The following is a 16,898-nucleotide window of genomic DNA, read 5'->3' on the forward strand; positions in this document are numbered from 1 at the left end:
ACAATGCAGCAGCTTTCCTTTCTGCCCGGAGAAATGACGCCCGGCGAGCGCAGTCTCATTCTGCGGGCTCTGAAAACCCTGGACCGCCATCTTCATGAACCCGGTGTGGCCTTCACCTCCACCCGTGCGGCACGGGAATGGCTGATTCTGAACATGGCGGGACTGGAGCGTGAAGAGTTCCGGGTGCTGTATCTGAATAACCAGAATCAGCTGATTGCCGGTGAAACCCTCTTCACCGGCACCATCAACCGCACGGAAGTCCATCCCCGGGAAGTGATTAAACGCGCCCTGTACCACAATGCCGCTGCCGTGGTGCTGGCGCACAATCACCCGTCCGGTGAAGTCACACCCAGTAAGGCAGACCGGCTTATCACCGAACGTCTGGTACAGGCACTGGGCCTGGTGGATATCCGGGTGCCGGACCATCTGATAGTCGGTGGCAACCAGGTTTTCTCCTTTGCCGAACATGGTCTGCTTTAACCCGTCACAACCACATCACACCTGTTTTCACTTTTATCTTCTGTCTTCAGAGGTATCCCATTATGAAAATTATCACTCGTGGTGAAGCCATGCGTATTCACCAACAACATCCGACATCCCGTCTTTTCCCGTTCTGTACCGGCAAATACCGCTGGCACGGCAGCACTGAAGCGTATACCGGTCGTGAAGTGCAGGATATTCCCGGTGTGCTGGCCGTGTTTGCTGAACGTCGTAAGGACAGTTTTGGCCCGTATGTCCGGCTGATGAGCGTCACCCTGAACTGATGTTCCGTCACCCGGAAAACGAGTACGACTGGCTGAGCTCAGACGCCGCTGTGGATGAGGCCCTGCTCATAAACGAATACACCTTTACCGAAGGCGGTCTGCGCGCCGGCTGACCTGTCATCGTTAAACCATTCTTAACCGATTTTCTGTGAGGATTTTATCGTGTCAGACGCACTCTCCGGGACAATGCTTCCCGACGACAATCACGACCGCCCCTGGTGGGGGCTGCCCTGCACCGTGACGCCCTGTTTCGGCGCCCGTCTGGTGCAGGAGGGTAACAGCCTGCATTACCTTGCCGACCGCGCCGGTATCAGAGGCCTGTTCAGCGATGCAGATGCGTACCACCTGGACCAGGCCTTTCCGCTGCTGATGAAACAACTGGAACTCATGCTCACCAGCGGTGAACTGAATCCCCGCCATCAGCATACCGTCACGCTGTATGCAAAAGGTCTGACCTGCAAAGCTGACACTCTCGGTAGCGGTGGTTACGTTTATCTGGCTGTTTATCCGACGCCCGAAACGAAAAAGTAAACCACCGGAATAACCTTCTGCTCCGGCCTGGTGCTTTCACCACGCCACTTTTCCATTTTTCATCTCTGCATATCAGGAAAACCTTCAGTATGAAAACATTACCCGATACACACGTACGGGAGGCATCGAGCTGCCCGTCTCCCGTCACCATCTGGCAGACTCTGCTCTCCCGACTACTGGGCCAGCATTACGGCCTTACACTGAATGACACACCGTTCGCCGATGAACGTGTGATTGAGCAGCATATTGAAGCTGGCATTTCACTGTGTGATGCGGTGAATTTTCTCGTGGAAAAATACGCGCTGGTGCGTACCGACCAGCCGGGATTCAGCACTTGTCCCCGCTCTCAGTTAATAAACAGTATTGATATCCTCCGGGCTCGCCGGGCGACCGGCCTGATGACCCGCGACAATTACAGAACGGTAAATAACATTACCCTGGGTAAGCATCCGGAGAAACGATGAAACTTTCCCTGATGCTGGAAGCCGACAGAATTAATGTGCAGGCACTGAACATGGGGCAAATTGTCGTTGACGTCGATGGTGTTAATCTCACTGAACTGATTAACAAGGTCGCTGAAAACGGTTATTCACTCCGCGTGGTGGAGGAATCCGACCAACAGTCAACCTGCACACTACCACCGTTTGCAACCCTTGCCGGCATACGCTGCAGTACCGCACATATCACGGAAAAGGATAACGCCTGGCTGTACTCGCTGTCGCATCAGACCAGTGACGTTGGTGAATCAGAATGGATTCATTTCACAGGTAGCGGATATCTGTTACGTACCGATGCGTGGTCATATCCGGTTCTGCGGCTTAAACGCCTGGGGCTGTCAAAAACGTTCCGTCGTCTGGTTATCACACTTACCCGACGTTATGGCGTCAGTCTCATTCATCTGGATGCCAGCGCTGAATGCCTGCCGGGTTTACCCACTTTCAACTGGTAACCAGGAACAACATGAAATCATTAACCACGGAAACCGCACTGGATATTCTGATTGCGTGGCTGCAGGACAATATCGACTGCGAATCGGGAATTATCTTTGACAACAATGAGGATAAAACGGATTCAGCAGCACTGTTGCCCTGTATCGAACAGGCCAGAGAGGATATCCGTACCCTGCGCCAACTGCAGCTTCAGCACCAGAACCGGTGAGTCTCACTCATCATCTCACTCACCAGACTTCATTCCACTGACGCCAGCCTGAACACGGCTGGCGTTTTCATTTATCTGCAAAAAGGAATATCGATTATGTCTGAAATCACAGTCTCCCGTCCGGAAGTGGTCAACGAGAATACGGACGTTATCTGCTCCACCTCAGTCAGGTCCAGGTCACTGGAATATGATAATTTTCCGGAAATCAGCGAAGCGAACATTCTGAGCACATTTGAACAACTGCACCAGAACAAAGATGAAGTGTTTGAACGGGGAGTGATCAACGTCTTCAAAGGGCTGAGCTGGGATTACAAAACCAACTCACCCTGTAAATTTGGCAGTAAAATTATCGTCAACAATCTGGTGAGATGGGACCAGTGGGGATTTCATCTTATCAGTGGAATGCAGGCAGATCGCCTGGCTGACCTGGAAAGAATGTTGCATCTGCTCAGCGGTAAACCGATCCCCGACAACCGAGGGAATATCACCATTAATCTGGATGACCACATACAGTCCGTTCAGGGTAAAGGACGCTATGAAGATGAGATGTTCATCATTAAATACTTTAAGAAGGGATCTGCACACATCACTTTCAAAAGGCTGGAGCTGATTGACAGAATTAACGATATAATAGCCAGGCACTTTCCTTCTGTGCTCTCAGCCTGACCCCGAGTTTGATTCCCTTTCGATATCAAAAGGGACTGCGGGTACAAAAGAGGGTACATATTTCACCAAACCAAACAAAATAAACTAATATCAACATGATAGAAGCATTCTTCGATTCCGAGTCCGGCACCACTATTCTAAAGAACCCGCCCACAAGGCGGGTTTTTGCTTTTGGATCTTTATATAAAATAAACTTGGGAGCATAACGCCATCAGGTCTTAAACACTCCCGAATCATCAATAAACATCCCCCGTTAACAAAACACAGTTCAGTTCACATAACATCCCTGTAATCCCACACATATCTGCTGGCCGAACGACGCCAGTGCGCGTACGGAGGCAAGAGCAGCCCTGCACATGGCAGCGCTTGTGGTAACCTGGTTTAATCCGGTGATAAAGGCATTTTACATGCATCTGTCAGCAGCCGGAAAAACCAAAAAAGTGGCGCTGGTTGACTGTATGCGTAAATTGCTGACCATCCTGAACGCAATGCTCAGAAAGAACGAAGAGTGAAATGAATCGTAGCATCATGTTGCTCCATAATTTTTACGTTCAAGACAGTTGATTATCGGCGCATATGACTCAAAAAGAGCCTGATGATTGCCTCTTTTCCATAGGCTCTTTATCTGAAGTGAAGGAAGGCCCGGAAGAAAGCACTCGCTGGCATACGTGACTCCAGCTCAACCGGAGATAATCACCACTGTTATTTTTCTATTTAATAATAATCTCCTGAAAAACAGATATAGCAAAAATACAATCCGGCCAGATTTAATTCCGCATTCATTACCAGAAATAATCAACATCACAACTATCATATCATTCAATAGTCACCGCTAAAATTTTATTATTTTCCTCTTCTTTACATAGAAATTGTCAACCTGTTTATTATGCCGCTTTAAATAGTTAATCACAAAACAACATCACCATTATTTACGTGTTTTATTTATTAATAACATGGTCATACGTTCTTTTTTTACGAGGAAATAATCAATTGATAAATTGTTTTTGGTCTTAATAGTCAAGTGAGAAACATTTTAATAAATGATAAAAATCCTAAATTCCTTGTTCATAATGTAGGGGTGTGTTAAATAGGTGGGCAAAATTTGGTTCCCCTTCTCGCCTGTAATATTGCAGCATCTTCGCACCTCCATGAGACATTGCGACTTAATAAGAAGGTGATAAGTCCTGCATATAAGCATGGACTGACCATGGTTTTATATTCATTAAAAATTTTGTTACAACCCATTGATTTAGCATAAATAAATTATAGTGGGTTCGGGTTTGTTGTGACTGTGGCATTATTTCCGTGCAAAGGAGCTGATATGTCTGAAAGACATTTACCTGATGACCAGAGCAGTACTATCGATCCATATCTAATTACCTCTGTTCGCCAGACTCTGGCAGAACAAGGCGCAGCATTACAAAACTTGTCTAAACAACTGGATTCCGGGCAGTACCAGCGTGTCCTTAATTTGATAATGAACTGTAAAGGGCACGTTATTCTTTCGGGAATGGGTAAATCAGGGCATGTCGGTCGTAAAATGTCAGCGACGCTGGCCTCTACGGGTACGCCTAGTTTCTTTATTCATCCTGCAGAAGCTTTCCATGGCGATCTGGGCATGATTACGCCTTACGATCTTCTGATCCTTATTTCTGCCAGCGGTGAAACGGATGAAATCCTCAAGCTAGTTCCTTCACTGAAAAATTTCGGCAACCGAATTATCGCCATGACCAATAATGGAAATTCCACGCTGGCGAAAAATGCTGATGCCGTGCTGGAACTCCACATGGCGAATGAAACCTGCCCGAATAACCTTGCACCAACAACGTCTACCACGCTGACGATGGCGATCGGCGATGCGCTGGCGATTGCCATGATCCACCAACGCAAATTTATGCCGAATGATTTTGCGCGCTATCACCCGGGCGGTTCATTAGGTCGTCGCCTGCTGACCCGCGTTGCTGATGTCATGCTGCATGATGTTCCTGCGGTACAGCTGGATGCGTCATTTAAAACCGTGATTCAACGTATCACCAGCGGATGCCAGGGAATGGTGATGGTAGAAGACGCAGAAGGTGGGCTAGCGGGCATTATCACCGACGGTGACCTGCGTCGCTTTATGGAAAAAGAGGATTCTCTGACATCCGCCACGGCTGCGCAGATGATGACACGTGAACCGCTGACGCTACCGGAAGACACCATGATCATTGAAGCGGAAGAAAAAATGCAAAAACACCGCGTCTCAACGTTATTGGTGACCAACAAGGCAAATAAAGTCACTGGCCTTGTGCGCATTTTCGACTAATTAAGCAACGGGGTGCGAGAGGTTAGTCTCTCATTGAGTTTGCGCCCCACTGAAACTTTGATAATCGTTACATGTTGATAAAAGTGAAGTCTGCCGTATCCTGGATGTGTGCTCGTCTATCTGCCATCTCACTGGCAGATATCCAAAAACACCTGGCGAAAATCATCATTCTGGCACCGATGGCGGTGCTGCTGATCTATCTGGCTATCTTCAGCCAGCCTCGCTATATGAGCGAGTCGAAAGTCGCCATTAAACGCTCGGATGATTTAAACAGCGGCAGCCTGAATTTTGGTCTGCTTCTGGGTGCCTCTAACCCCAGTTCCGCAGAAGATGCGTTGTATCTGAAAGAGTACATCAACTCGCCGGATATGCTGGCGGCTCTGGATAAGCAACTAAATTTTCGTGAAGCGTTTAGCCACAGCGGGCTCGATTTTCTTAATCATCTTAGCAAGGATGAAACCGCAGAAGGCTTCCTGAAGTACTACAAGGACCGTATCAACGTCTCGTATGACGATAAAACCGGATTACTGAATATTCAGACGCAGGGCTTTAGCCCGGAGTTTGCGCTTAAGTTTAACCAGACCGTGCTGAAAGAGTCAGAGCGCTTTATCAATGAGATGTCACATCGCATCGCGCGTGACCAGCTTGCCTTTGCAGAAACGGAGATGGAAAAGGCACGCCAGCGTCTGGACGCCAGCAAAGCGGAATTGCTCTCTTATCAGGACAACAACAACGTTCTGGATCCACAGGCACAGGCACAGGCGGCGAGCACGTTAGTGAATACGCTGATGGGCCAGAAGATCCAGATGGAAGCGGACCTGCGGAACTTGCTGACGTATCTGCGTGAGGACGCCCCGCAAGTTGTGAGTGCGCGTAATGCGATTCAGTCATTGCAGGCACAAATTGACGAAGAAAAAAGCAAAATCACAGCGCCGCAGGGTGACAAGCTAAACCGTATGGCGGTGGATTTTGAAGAAATCAAATCAAAAGTAGAGTTCAACACCGAGCTGTACAAACTGACCCTGACCTCCATTGAAAAGACCCGTGTAGAAGCGGCTCGTAAGCTCAAGGTGCTGTCAGTGATCAGTTCGCCACAGTTGCCGCAGGAATCGTCTTTTCCAAATATCCCTTATTTGATCGCCTGCTGGTTACTGGTGTGCTGCCTGCTGTTCGGCACCCTGAAACTGTTGCTGGCTGTTATTGAAGATCACCGAGACTAACGCTGTCGCTGAATGAGTTTGTGATGAAATTATTTAAATCAATTTTACTGATTGCCGCCTGTCACGCGGCGCAGGCCAGCGCGGCCATTGATATTAACGCTGACCCAAACCTGACAGGAGCCGCGCCGCTTACCGGTATTCTGAACGGGCAACAGTCGGATACGCAAAACATGAGCGGCTTCGACAATACCCCGCCGCCCGCATCGCCGGTGGTAATGAGCCGTATGTTTGGTGCTCAACTTTTCAACGGCACCAGCGCGGATAGCGGTGCGACGGTAGGATTCAACCCTGACTATATTCTGAATCCGGGTGATAGCATTCAGGTTCGCTTGTGGGGTGCGTTCACCTTTGATGGTGCGTTACAGGTTGATCCCAAAGGTAATATTTTCCTGCCGAACGTTGGTCCGGTGAAAGTTGCTGGCGTCAGTAATAGTCAGCTAAATGCCCTGGTCACATCCAAAGTGAAGGAAGTATACCAGTCCAACGTCAACGTCTACGCCTCCTTATTACAGGCGCAGCCAGTAAAAGTGTACGTGACCGGATTTGTGCGTAATCCTGGTCTGTATGGCGGCGTGACGTCTGATTCGTTACTCAATTATCTGATCAAGGCTGGCGGCGTTGATCCAGAGCGCGGAAGTTACGTTGATATTGTGGTCAAGCGCGGTAACCGCGTGCGCTCCAACGTCAACCTGTACGACTTCCTGCTGAACGGCAAACTGGGGCTTTCGCAGTTCGCCGATGGTGACACCATCATCGTCGGGCCGCGTCAGCATACTTTCAGCGTTCAGGGCGATGTCTTTAACAGCTACGACTTTGAGTTCCGCGAAAGCAGCATTCCCGTAACGGAAGCGTTGAGCTGGGCGCGCCCTAAGCCTGGCGCGACTCACATTACGATTATGCGTAAACAGGGGCTGCAAAAACGCAGCGAATACTATCCGATCAGTTCTGCGCCAGGCCGTATGTTGCAAAATGGCGATACCTTAATCGTGAGCACTGACCGCTATGCCGGCACCATTCAGGTGCGGGTTGAAGGCGCACACTCCGGTGAACATGCCATGGTACTGCCTTATGGTTCCACTATGCGTGCGGTTCTGGAAAAAGTCCGCCCGAACAGCATGTCGCAGATGAACGCAGTTCAGCTTTATCGCCCATCAGTGGCTCAGCGTCAGAAAGAGATGCTGAATCTCTCGCTGCAAAAGCTGGAGGAAGCATCACTTTCTGCCCAGTCCTCCACCAAAGAAGAAGCCAGCCTGCGAATGCAGGAAGCACAACTGATCAGCCGCTTTGTGGCGAAAGCACGCACCGTTGTTCCGAAAGGTGAAGTGATCCTCAACGAATCCAATATTGATTCTGTTCTGCTTGAAGATGGCGACGTCATCAATATTCCGGAGAAAACATCGCTGGTTATGGTTCATGGCGAAGTGCTGTTCCCGAACGCGGTGAGCTGGCAGAAGGGTATGACCACCGAGGATTACATCGAGAAATGTGGTGGCCTGACGCAGAAATCGGGTAACGCCAGAATTATCGTCATTCGTCAGAACGGTGCAGCCGTCAACGCAGAAGATGTGGATTCACTCAAACCGGGCGATGAGATTATGGTTCTGCCGAAATATGAATCGAAAAACATTGAAGTTACCCGTGGTATTTCCACCATCCTCTATCAGCTGGCGGTGGGTGCAAAAGTGATTCTGTCTTTGTAAGGAGTTGAAATGAGCAAAGCAGTTATTGTCATTCCGGCTCGTTATGGCTCATCGCGCCTGCCGGGTAAGCCACTGCTCGATATTGTTGGTAAACCGATGATCCAGCATGTTTACGAGCGTGCGTTACAGGTGGCGGGCGTTGCGGAAGTTTGGGTGGCAACAGACGATCAGCGTGTTGAAAAGGCCGTGCAGGCATTTGGCGGGAAAGCCATCATGACGCGCAACGATCATGAATCCGGCACCGATCGGCTGGTCGAGGTGATGCATAAAGTCGAGGCAGATATCTACATTAACCTGCAGGGCGACGAACCAATGATTCGCCCGCGGGATGTAGAAACGCTGTTACAAGGAATGCGTGATGACCCCGCGTTGCCAGTGGCAACGCTATGCCACGCGATTTCTGCCGAAGAAGCGACCGAGCCAAGCACGGTAAAAGTGGTGGTAAATACCCACCAGGATGCGCTTTATTTCAGCCGTTCGCCTATTCCGTATCCGCGTAATGCTGAAAAAGCGCGCTACCTGAAACACGTTGGTATTTACGCTTATCGTCGCGATGTGCTGCAAAACTACAGCCAGTTACCGGAGTCCATGCAGGAGCAGGCAGAATCACTGGAGCAGCTGCGGTTGATGAGCGCGGGGATCAACATCCGTACATTTGAGGTTGCCGCAACCGGTCCGGGCGTCGACACCCCGGCATGCCTGGAAAAAGTGCGCGCCCTGATGGCACAGGAACTGGCTGAAAACGCATGATTGGCATTTACTCGCTTGGCATCTGGCGTATTCCGCATCTGGAGAAATTTCTGGCGCAACCGTGCCAGAAACTTTCTCTGCTGCGCCCTGTTCCGCAAGAAGTTGATGCTATCGCCGTGTGGGGACATCGTCCCAGCGCGGCGAAACCAGTCGCCATCGCCAAAGCAGCGGGAAAACCCGTCATTCGTCTGGAAGATGGATTTGTGCGTTCGCTGGATCTTGGCGTCAATGGCGAGCCGCCGCTTTCTCTGGTGGTGGATGATTGTGGCATTTACTACGATGCCAGCAAGCCTTCAGCACTGGAGAAACTGGTACAGGATAAAGCCGGAAATACAGCTCTGATAAGCCAGGCCAGAGAAGCGATGCACACCATCGTGACCGGGGATTTGTCGAAATATAACCTGGCACCTGCGTTTGTGGCTGATGAGTCAGAACGTGCAGACATCGTTCTGGTTGTCGATCAGACATTTAATGATATGTCAGTGACGTATGGCAATGCTGGCCCGCATGAGTTTGCTGCCATGCTGGAAGCCGCGATGGCGGAAAATCCTCAAGCCGAAATTTGGGTGAAGGTGCACCCAGATGTACTGGAAGGAAAGAAAACAGGTTATTTCGCTGATCTGCGTGCCACGCAACGAGTACGTTTGATTGCCGAGAATGTCAGCCCGCAGTCGCTATTGCGACACGTTTCCCAGGTTTACGTCGTGACCTCCCAGTACGGCTTTGAAGCCTTGCTGGCAGGAAAACCAGTAACATGTTTCGGCCAGCCTTGGTATGCAGGTTGGGGTTTAACCGACGATCGTCATCCACAGTCCGCTTTGTTATCTGCCCGACGCGGTTCTGCCACGCTGGAGGAACTTTTTGCCGCTGCATACCTGCGTTACTGTCGCTATATCGATCCGCAAACGGGAGAAGTAAGCAATCTATTTACCGTGCTGCAATGGCTGCAATTACAACGTCGGCATCTGCAACAGCGTAATGGTTATTTATGGGCGCCAGGCTTAACGCTGTGGAAGTCAGCGATCCTGAAACCTTTCTTGCAAACGGCAACAAACCGGCTGAGTTTTTCTCGTCGCTGTACTGCGGCGAGCGCCTGCGTGGTATGGGGTGTAAAGGGAGAACAGCAATGGCGAGCCGAAGCGCAGCGAAAATCACTGCCGTTATGGCGAATGGAAGATGGTTTTCTGCGTTCATCCGGACTTGGCTCTGACCTGCTGCCGCCGCTATCGCTGGTGCTGGATAAACGCGGTATTTACTATGACGCCACGCGCCCCAGCGATCTGGAAGTGCTGCTGAATCATAGCCAGCTAACGCTGGCGCAGAAGATGCGAGCTGAAAAATTACGCCAGCGACTGGTTGAAAGCAAACTGAGTAAGTACAACCTGGGAGCCGATTTCTCTCTACCAGCCGAAGCCAAAGATAAAAAAGTTATCCTGGTGCCGGGTCAGGTAGAAGACGATGCCTCAATTAAAACCGGCACCGTTTCTATTAAGAGCAACCTTGAGTTATTACGCACAGTACGCGAGCGTAATCCGCACGCTTACATTATTTATAAACCGCACCCGGATGTACTGGTGGGGAATCGCAAGGGCAATATTCCGACAGAACTAATTGCTGAACTCGCTGATTATCAGGCACTGGACGCAGATATTATTCAATGCATTCAGCGCGCAGATGAAGTGCACACCATGACATCATTGTCCGGGTTTGAAGCGTTATTACATGGCAAGCAAGTTCATTGTTACGGCCTGCCCTTCTATGCCGGTTGGGGTTTAACCGTTGATGAACATCATTGCCCGCGCCGCGAGCAAAAATTAACGATAGCAGACTTGATCTATCAGGCGTTGATTGTTTACCCAACATATATTCACCCAACACGGCTACAGCCTATTACGGTTGAGGAAGCTGCGGAATATTTAATCCAGACGCCGCGTAAGCCGATGTTTATTACCCGAAAAAAAGCGGGACGGGTAATACGCTATTACCGCAAATTAATTATGTTCTGCAAGGTCAGATTTGGCTAAACAATTTCATAGTTGACTATTACGCAGATTATTTATGCAAGGTAATGCACTAACCGTTTTATTATCCGGTAAAAAATATCTGCTATTGCAGGGGCCGATGGGACCTTTTTTCAATGACGTCGCCGAATGGTTAGAGTCATTAGGACGTAACGCTGTGAATGTTGTATTCAACGGTGGGGATCGTTTTTACTGCCGCCATCGACAATACCTAGCCTACTACCAAACGCCGAAAGAGTTCCCCGGATGGTTACGGGATCTCCACCGGCAATATGACTTTGATACCATCCTCTGCTTTGGTGACTGCCGCCCATTGCACAAAGAAGCAAAACGTTGGGCAAAGTCGAAAGGGATCCGCTTTCTGGCATTTGAGGAAGGATATTTACGCCCGCAATTTATTACCGTTGAAGAAGGCGGAGTAAACGCATATTCATCGCTACCGCGCGATCCGGATTTTTATCGTAAGTTACCAGATATGCCTGCGCCGCACGTTGAGAACTTAAAACCTTCAACGATGAAACGTATAGGTCATGCGATGTGGTATTACCTGATGGGCTGGCATTACCGCCATGAGTTCCCTCGCTACCGCCACCATAAATCGTTTTCCCCCTGGTATGAAGCACGTTGCTGGGTTCGTGCATACTGGCGCAAGCAACTTTACAAGGTAACACAGCGTAAGGTATTGCCGAGGTTAATGAATGAGCTGGATCAGCGTTATTATCTTGCCGTTTTGCAGGTGTATAACGATAGCCAGATTCGTAACCACAGCAATTATAACGATGTGCGTGACTATATTAATGAAGTCATGTACTCATTTTCACGTAAAGCACCGAAAGAAAGTTATTTGGTGATCAAGCACCATCCAATGGATCGTGGTCACAGACTCTATCGACCATTAATTAAGCGGTTGAGTAAGGAATATGGCTTAGGGGAACGAGTCATTTATGTGCACGATCTCCCGATGCCGGAATTATTACGCCACGCAAAAGCGGTGGTGACAATTAACAGTACGGCGGGGATCTCTGCGCTGATTCATAACAAACCACTCAAAGTGATGGGCAATGCCCTGTACGACATCAAAGGCTTGACGTATCAAGGACATTTGCACCAGTTCTGGCAGGCCGATTTTAAACCGGATATGAAACTGTTTAAGAAGTTTCGGGGGTATTTATTGGTGAAGACACAGGTTAATTGGGTTTATTATGGAGATGTAAAGAAAGGGTTAAGATGGATTATAAGGACAGATTTTTCTTACATCAAAAATAATAAGATACAATCACCGTGATTATAACAAAAGTCATAATAACAATAACCACATAGGAACTCTTCATATTATTAAAATAAATTATTTTGACATAGGTTATTTTATGATTCAACATTTCATTTTACATTAACCATTTAAAATACATTAAAGTTTAAAAGCAAGAATACTTACAACTCACAATTTCTATAAAAACCAACATTTCTTAATTAAATATTTTTTGTTTTCACTTGAAATAAGTTAGCTCAAGTAAAATAAATCTTCATTATTTTTTAGATGTTTTCATTCTTGCATTTACTTTTAATTAAGTAACATTCAAACCATTATAGTTGATTTTTTGATATTTTTATTACTCCAAAAAATATATATGCGTAAATTATTATGATGTTATGTAAATATTGCTGGGTATTATTGAAATACACCCCATGCATACCATCCAAGTTGAAATACAAGAGGTGTTCCTATACTTACGTCAAAAACATAGAGTTACATTGAAGTTTGTTTTTTACAAATGCTCAATACGCCTTATTTTTAACAATGATTCAATACAAGAATCAATATTTCCAAACTCCAGATCCGAAATCTCTTCTAATGATAACTCCCACCAACGTAGTTCTAAGAGTTTAGAAATTTGCTCTGCATTAAAACGCATCCTTATTACCTTTGCAGGACTTCCTCCGACTATTGAATACGGTGCAATATTTTTAGTAACCACCGAATTTGCTGCAATTATTGCACCATGACCGATATTAACACCGGCTTTAACAATCGATTGAGCACCAATCCAAACATCACTACCAATAATAGTATCTGGATGTGCTCTCCAGGATGTCCTGTTTATACCATTTTTATAAAAAGGATGTTTGGGAAACTGTGCAAAGTGATACTGGAAACTATGTGTAGACAAAAAATTGACTGGATGACGGGCAACACCAATTTCACAATTTCTTGCAATAGAGCAGAAACGACCTATTTTAACATTCGGATATAAGACACTTGATATATTTATAAATGTGAATTGGCCGACATTACATCCTCCATGTATTTGAGAGTTTGGGCCACAATGTATCGGATACTCAACGATGGCATCATTTGATATATGAGCACTTTTTGCTATTTCTGAAAATTCTTTCATTGTATCTGACTTCCTTTGGCATTAATTATTATTTTCTTTGTTTTTACCCCAATATTTTTGATTGCATCTTTAAAAAAGAGATAGGGATGTTTATTTAGTTTTTTTAACTTTGCTTGCATCGCACCTGTTCTGACTATGCTATTGTGTGTATCTTTATTGGAATAAGTATCTTCTTCAATTATCTTGGTTGTCTTGTTTGTTTTTAGCTTATTAATTAATGAATTTAAATCAGAGATATTCTTTTTATATTTTTCAATTTCATCCCTAAGACTAATTCCAGAACGATAATAATCAAAATAGACTGAATTTATTTTAAATGGTTCTTTTCTACGTGAAATATTAATTTCATGCATAATACCATTATCCAATGGTATTTTAATATTCTCGAAATCAATATATGTCGCATTAGTTGTTTTTGATTTTGTCTTCGGATCTACGATCTCAATATAATTAGCCTTACCAAAAGAATAAAACCTAGTAATTAGATAATGTATAAATTTCTCAACTTTATCTTTTGAAGGATAAGATAAATCATTCATACATTTTTTAAAATCTTCAGGATTTTTTATTTTTATTGATAAACCTTCATGGCAATAGTATGCATTACCAACATTATAAGTAGGCTTTCCTGCCATCAGAGAATAAAGACCAACTCCTGAATTTATAAGCATTACTGCATCTGAAGAATTAATTGCATCATAGAAATGATCGGTTGGCTTCAGCACAATTAGGTTCTCTTTTTCGCCTATTTCGGTAGACTCTTCCAAAGGATGTTGTTTTACAATAACAACCCAACCTTTATCCTTTATGCTCTTAGCAAGAGTAACTACATTATTTAAAAAATCCTGCACACTTCTAATTTCATCCGAAAAATGACGTATGACAGAATCATTTGGTCTTTGCAAAGGAACAAAAAGAATTTTTTTATTGAGTATGTTATATTTTGTTTTGAAATTATGAGCACCTATTCTGGTACCATTTTTCTCTAACGTATCGTTTGATGAAAGAACGTTGATGATATATTCCTGAACGCTTTCCCGTTCATCTTTTGTAATTTGCAGATCCCAATTATTAGGGTTATATGAATGACTAGAGTAATTGAAACCATGTGGATCAAAGAACCATGTATGAGGCAATCCCCCCCTATCAAAATTAATTGTTTTTATTTTATTTAATTGACAAGCGTGGTAAAGATTTAATCTGTGTTCATTGCCGTATGAATTGAAAAATAACACCCTCCTTACCATATTTTTTTTAATAAAATCCAAAAACACATTTTCATCTTTGAATTCCGTGTCTTTAGCATATACACATTCACCAAGAAAAGGTATAGCAACTCTTAATGAATTCGCAGTTTTTCCATTAAATGGTGATAGTATTAAAGACTTACCATCATAGTAATATGAATCACCACTTAGAGCTGGAGGCATATAGTTCTCTTTATCAAACCTTCTTATTAACCTCTCAAATATTATTTTATTATCTTTGTTTCGTTTAGCATAAGATGGCGCAATATTATGAGGATGCCAAAAATGGACAAAAAACACTCTCTCATTCATTAATTGGCGACCAAATAAACTAAAAAATGTTCTATACCCACAGAAATGAGGTGAATCATATTTAAAATCATGATTATAATAATCTCGAGAACGAGAAAACTTATTAGCTCTATTGGCTAATCTGTTCAATGCCTCAAAATCTTCATATCCATGTCCATGAAATTCATTATTGTTACCTCCACATTCCATAAAGTATCGCCGCCTAGTTAAGATCATTGACGTAACAGGAGCATACATCTGGATACTTGGTGTTTTTAATTGATAATTTTGATAAGCATCATTATGTGCATCATCCCAAGATTCTTTTTTTTTGTATTCCTCTGTATAATCCTCACTTAAATAAAGGCATGGAACAGATTCGATATAATTATACTCTTTACTACTGGACAATCTCAGCAAAATTGATTTATATATTGATTGTGGGGCATAAAGATCCACATCCTGGAAGGTAATAAATTCTTTTTTGGCTTTAGTTACACCATAGTTCCTGCACAAACCAATAGAAAAGGACTCCCCTTTTAACCCTAAACTATAAAACTCAATTCCTTTATTTTTTGAGAGAGTCTTAAACTCCTCCATTATAGAATCTAAACTTCCAAAATCAACTATAATCCTTTCTATCTTTGAGTCTATATAAGAATTTTCTATAAAATATTTCGTTCTCTGATATAAATAATCATTTCGTGAAGTGCAATGTACCGGTGTAATTATTGTCAACATAATATTAGCTCTTTACATTTTTTTAAATTATGTGTTAGCTTACATATTATAATTATATGCTTTAGCTATTTTTTCATAGTGTTATTATTTATAACCATTTGGATTCTTCAATTGCCAGCGCCAGGCATCCTCAAGCATTGTTTCCAACGCCCTTTTAGCACTCCAATTGAGATACTTATTTGCTTTTTCGGGTGATGACCAACTTTCAGCAACATCCCCTTCTCTTCTCGAAACAATTTCATACGGAATTCCAACCCCAGATATTTTTTCAAAGGTAGAAACCAATTCTAAAACAGAATATCCTTTACCAGTACCTAAATTAAAAACATGATAATTAGTGTTATTGCAACTGGAAAGGTAAGATAAAGCAGCCACATGCCCTTCTGCTAAATCCATTACGTGTATATAATCACGAACACCGGTTCCATCCTTTGTAGGATAATCCCCCCCAAATACCATAAGTTTTTCTAGCTTACCCATCGCAACTTGTAATATATATGGAACTAAATTGCTTGGTATATCTGCAGGATTTTCCCCGATTATTCCCGACTCGTGAGCACCTGTTGGGTTAAAATATCTCAGACATAAAAAATTAGTGTCACTATATTTTTTTGCAATATCTCTAATCATCAGTTCTGATATATACTTCGATGTGCCATATGGGTTTAATGTTCCGCCTATATGGCAATCTTCTGTAACAGGCATTATTTCGCTTTCGCCATAAACCGTTGCAGAAGAGCTAAAAATAAAATTAGCCACATCGTTTTTTATAGCGCAATTGATTAATTGCAACGTCCCTGCAACATTATTATCATAATAAAATATAGGTTTTATTAAAGATTCGGCAACAGACTTTGCACCGGCAAAATGCATTACACAATCAACTTTGTGTTTTTTTAATATTTGATCAACTTTTTTTTCATTATTGATGTTTAATTCATAGAAAACAACTTTTTTTTTAGCTAGTAATTCAATCCTTCGAATGCTCTCGCAAGATGAATTACTTAAGTTGTCAATTATTACAACATTGTAACCTTTATTCAGAAGACATAAACTAGTATGCGAGCCAATATAGCCTGCTCCACCTGTAACTAATATATTCATGTTT

16 protein-coding genes and 1 pseudogene are annotated in these 16,898 nt (G+C 44.5%); 14 read left to right on the forward strand and 3 right to left on the reverse strand.

The genetic code is table 11. The annotated features are described in order from the left end of the window. Window positions 1–3 precede the first annotated feature (3 nt). The 14 genes and pseudogenes from ACJHX4_RS07235 to ACJHX4_RS07300 all read left to right on the forward strand — a co-directional run bounded on the left by ACJHX4_RS07235 (window position 4) and on the right by ACJHX4_RS07300 (window position 12,400). Window positions 4–480, forward strand: a complete 477-nt coding sequence (locus ACJHX4_RS07235; RefSeq protein ID WP_001186726.1) for a RadC family protein — start codon at window positions 4–6, stop codon at window positions 478–480. A 62-nt stretch (window positions 481–542) separates the two neighbouring features. After that, window positions 543–764, forward strand: a complete 222-nt coding sequence (locus tag ACJHX4_RS07240; protein WP_000692329.1) for a DUF987 domain-containing protein — start codon at window positions 543–545, stop codon at window positions 762–764. 162 nt (window positions 765–926) lie between these two features. After that, window positions 927–1,295 carry a type IV toxin-antitoxin system YeeU family antitoxin gene (locus ACJHX4_RS07245; protein WP_001531802.1) on the forward strand — a complete coding sequence of 123 codons (369 nt, stop codon included), beginning with the start codon at window positions 927–929 and terminating at the stop codon, window positions 1,293–1,295. A gap of 89 nt (window positions 1,296–1,384) precedes the next feature. Then, a complete protein-coding gene (locus tag ACJHX4_RS07250; protein ID WP_000854753.1) occupies window positions 1,385–1,759 on the forward strand; it encodes a TA system toxin CbtA family protein in 375 nt (124 codons plus the stop codon). Next, window positions 1,756–2,244 carry a DUF5983 family protein gene (locus tag ACJHX4_RS07255; RefSeq protein WP_000777541.1) on the forward strand — a complete coding sequence of 163 codons (489 nt, stop codon included), beginning with the start codon at window positions 1,756–1,758 and terminating at the stop codon, window positions 2,242–2,244. The genes ACJHX4_RS07250 and ACJHX4_RS07255 overlap by 4 nt, the downstream gene beginning before the upstream one ends. An 11-nt stretch (window positions 2,245–2,255) precedes the next feature. After that, a complete protein-coding gene (locus ACJHX4_RS07260; RefSeq protein ID WP_000839281.1) occupies window positions 2,256–2,453 on the forward strand; it encodes a DUF957 domain-containing protein in 198 nt (65 codons plus the stop codon). A 96-nt stretch (window positions 2,454–2,549) separates the two neighbouring features. Beyond that, window positions 2,550–3,119 (forward strand): DUF4942 domain-containing protein, encoded by a 570-nt coding sequence (locus ACJHX4_RS07265; RefSeq protein ID WP_001290247.1) that lies wholly within the window; start codon window positions 2,550–2,552, stop codon window positions 3,117–3,119. A 329-nt stretch (window positions 3,120–3,448) separates the two neighbouring features. Next, window positions 3,449–3,631 (forward strand): annotated as a pseudogene (locus tag ACJHX4_RS07270) (IS110 family transposase); the annotation flags it as partial. 809 nt (window positions 3,632–4,440) lie between these two features. After that, window positions 4,441–5,424 (forward strand): SIS domain-containing protein, encoded by a 984-nt coding sequence (locus tag ACJHX4_RS07275; protein WP_001335608.1) that lies wholly within the window; start codon window positions 4,441–4,443, stop codon window positions 5,422–5,424. A gap of 71 nt (window positions 5,425–5,495) precedes the next feature. Then, window positions 5,496–6,644, forward strand: a complete 1,149-nt coding sequence (locus ACJHX4_RS07280; RefSeq protein WP_000905914.1) for a capsule polysaccharide transporter — start codon at window positions 5,496–5,498, stop codon at window positions 6,642–6,644. A 23-nt stretch (window positions 6,645–6,667) separates the two neighbouring features. Continuing rightward, window positions 6,668–8,344 (forward strand): polysaccharide biosynthesis/export family protein, encoded by a 1,677-nt coding sequence (locus ACJHX4_RS07285; protein WP_001335609.1) that lies wholly within the window; start codon window positions 6,668–6,670, stop codon window positions 8,342–8,344. 9 nt (window positions 8,345–8,353) lie between these two features. Further along, a complete protein-coding gene (gene kdsB / locus ACJHX4_RS07290) occupies window positions 8,354–9,094 on the forward strand; it encodes a 3-deoxy-manno-octulosonate cytidylyltransferase (protein ID WP_000030760.1) in 741 nt (246 codons plus the stop codon). Beyond that, window positions 9,091–11,118: a capsular polysaccharide biosynthesis protein gene (locus tag ACJHX4_RS07295; RefSeq protein WP_000579509.1), complete on the forward strand. Its 2,028-nt coding sequence runs from the start codon at window positions 9,091–9,093 to the stop codon at window positions 11,116–11,118. The genes kdsB and ACJHX4_RS07295 overlap by 4 nt, the downstream gene beginning before the upstream one ends. A 34-nt stretch (window positions 11,119–11,152) precedes the next feature. Further along, window positions 11,153–12,400 carry a capsule biosynthesis protein gene (locus ACJHX4_RS07300; protein WP_001161838.1) on the forward strand — a complete coding sequence of 416 codons (1,248 nt, stop codon included), beginning with the start codon at window positions 11,153–11,155 and terminating at the stop codon, window positions 12,398–12,400. A gap of 481 nt (window positions 12,401–12,881) precedes the next feature. Here the strand turns inward: ACJHX4_RS07300 and ACJHX4_RS07305 are convergent, their stop codons facing one another. The 3 genes from ACJHX4_RS07305 to galE form a co-directional block, all read right to left on the reverse strand. Next, window positions 12,882–13,511: a CatB-related O-acetyltransferase gene (locus tag ACJHX4_RS07305; RefSeq protein ID WP_000657788.1), complete on the reverse strand. Its 630-nt coding sequence runs from the start codon at window positions 13,509–13,511 to the stop codon at window positions 12,882–12,884. After that, entirely contained in the window at window positions 13,508–15,790 is a 2,283-nt protein-coding gene (locus tag ACJHX4_RS07310; RefSeq protein ID WP_001534463.1) for a hypothetical protein, read from the reverse strand. The genes ACJHX4_RS07305 and ACJHX4_RS07310 overlap by 4 nt, the downstream gene beginning before the upstream one ends. Before the next feature lie 84 nt (window positions 15,791–15,874). Further along, on the reverse strand, window positions 15,875–16,894 hold the full coding sequence (gene galE, locus ACJHX4_RS07315) for a UDP-glucose 4-epimerase GalE (protein WP_001024189.1): 1,020 nt from the start codon (window positions 16,892–16,894) through the stop codon (window positions 15,875–15,877). Between the last annotated feature and the right edge of the window lie 4 nt (window positions 16,895–16,898).

Origin of the sequence: Escherichia sp. WS2035, from assembly GCF_046487065.1 — a bacterium.
Taxonomy (GTDB): domain Bacteria; phylum Pseudomonadota; class Gammaproteobacteria; order Enterobacterales; family Enterobacteriaceae; genus Escherichia; species Escherichia coli.

Excerpts from the sequence above, each read along its gene's own strand:
- ACJHX4_RS07255 (WP_000777541.1), top strand. The coding sequence starts at position 1,756 with ATGAAACTTTCCCTGATGCTGGAAGCCGACAGAATTAATGTGCAGGCA.
- ACJHX4_RS07235 (WP_001186726.1), top strand. The coding sequence starts at position 4 with ATGCAGCAGCTTTCCTTTCTGCCCGGAGAAATGACGCCCGGCGAGCGC.
- ACJHX4_RS07280 (WP_000905914.1), top strand. The coding sequence starts at position 5,496 with ATGTTGATAAAAGTGAAGTCTGCCGTATCCTGGATGTGTGCTCGTCTA.
- ACJHX4_RS07240 (WP_000692329.1), top strand. The coding sequence starts at position 543 with ATGAAAATTATCACTCGTGGTGAAGCCATGCGTATTCACCAACAACAT.
- ACJHX4_RS07300 (WP_001161838.1), top strand. The coding sequence starts at position 11,153 with ATGCAAGGTAATGCACTAACCGTTTTATTATCCGGTAAAAAATATCTG.
- galE (WP_001024189.1), bottom strand. The coding sequence starts at position 16,894 with ATGAATATATTAGTTACAGGTGGAGCAGGCTATATTGGCTCGCATACT.
- ACJHX4_RS07260 (WP_000839281.1), top strand. The coding sequence starts at position 2,256 with ATGAAATCATTAACCACGGAAACCGCACTGGATATTCTGATTGCGTGG.
- ACJHX4_RS07295 (WP_000579509.1), top strand. The coding sequence starts at position 9,091 with ATGATTGGCATTTACTCGCTTGGCATCTGGCGTATTCCGCATCTGGAG.
- ACJHX4_RS07250 (WP_000854753.1), top strand. The coding sequence starts at position 1,385 with ATGAAAACATTACCCGATACACACGTACGGGAGGCATCGAGCTGCCCG.
- ACJHX4_RS07305 (WP_000657788.1), bottom strand. The coding sequence starts at position 13,511 with ATGAAAGAATTTTCAGAAATAGCAAAAAGTGCTCATATATCAAATGAT.
- ACJHX4_RS07275 (WP_001335608.1), top strand. The coding sequence starts at position 4,441 with ATGTCTGAAAGACATTTACCTGATGACCAGAGCAGTACTATCGATCCA.
- kdsB (WP_000030760.1), top strand. The coding sequence starts at position 8,354 with ATGAGCAAAGCAGTTATTGTCATTCCGGCTCGTTATGGCTCATCGCGC.
- ACJHX4_RS07285 (WP_001335609.1), top strand. The coding sequence starts at position 6,668 with ATGAAATTATTTAAATCAATTTTACTGATTGCCGCCTGTCACGCGGCG.
- ACJHX4_RS07310 (WP_001534463.1), bottom strand. The coding sequence starts at position 15,790 with ATGTTGACAATAATTACACCGGTACATTGCACTTCACGAAATGATTAT.
- ACJHX4_RS07265 (WP_001290247.1), top strand. The coding sequence starts at position 2,550 with ATGTCTGAAATCACAGTCTCCCGTCCGGAAGTGGTCAACGAGAATACG.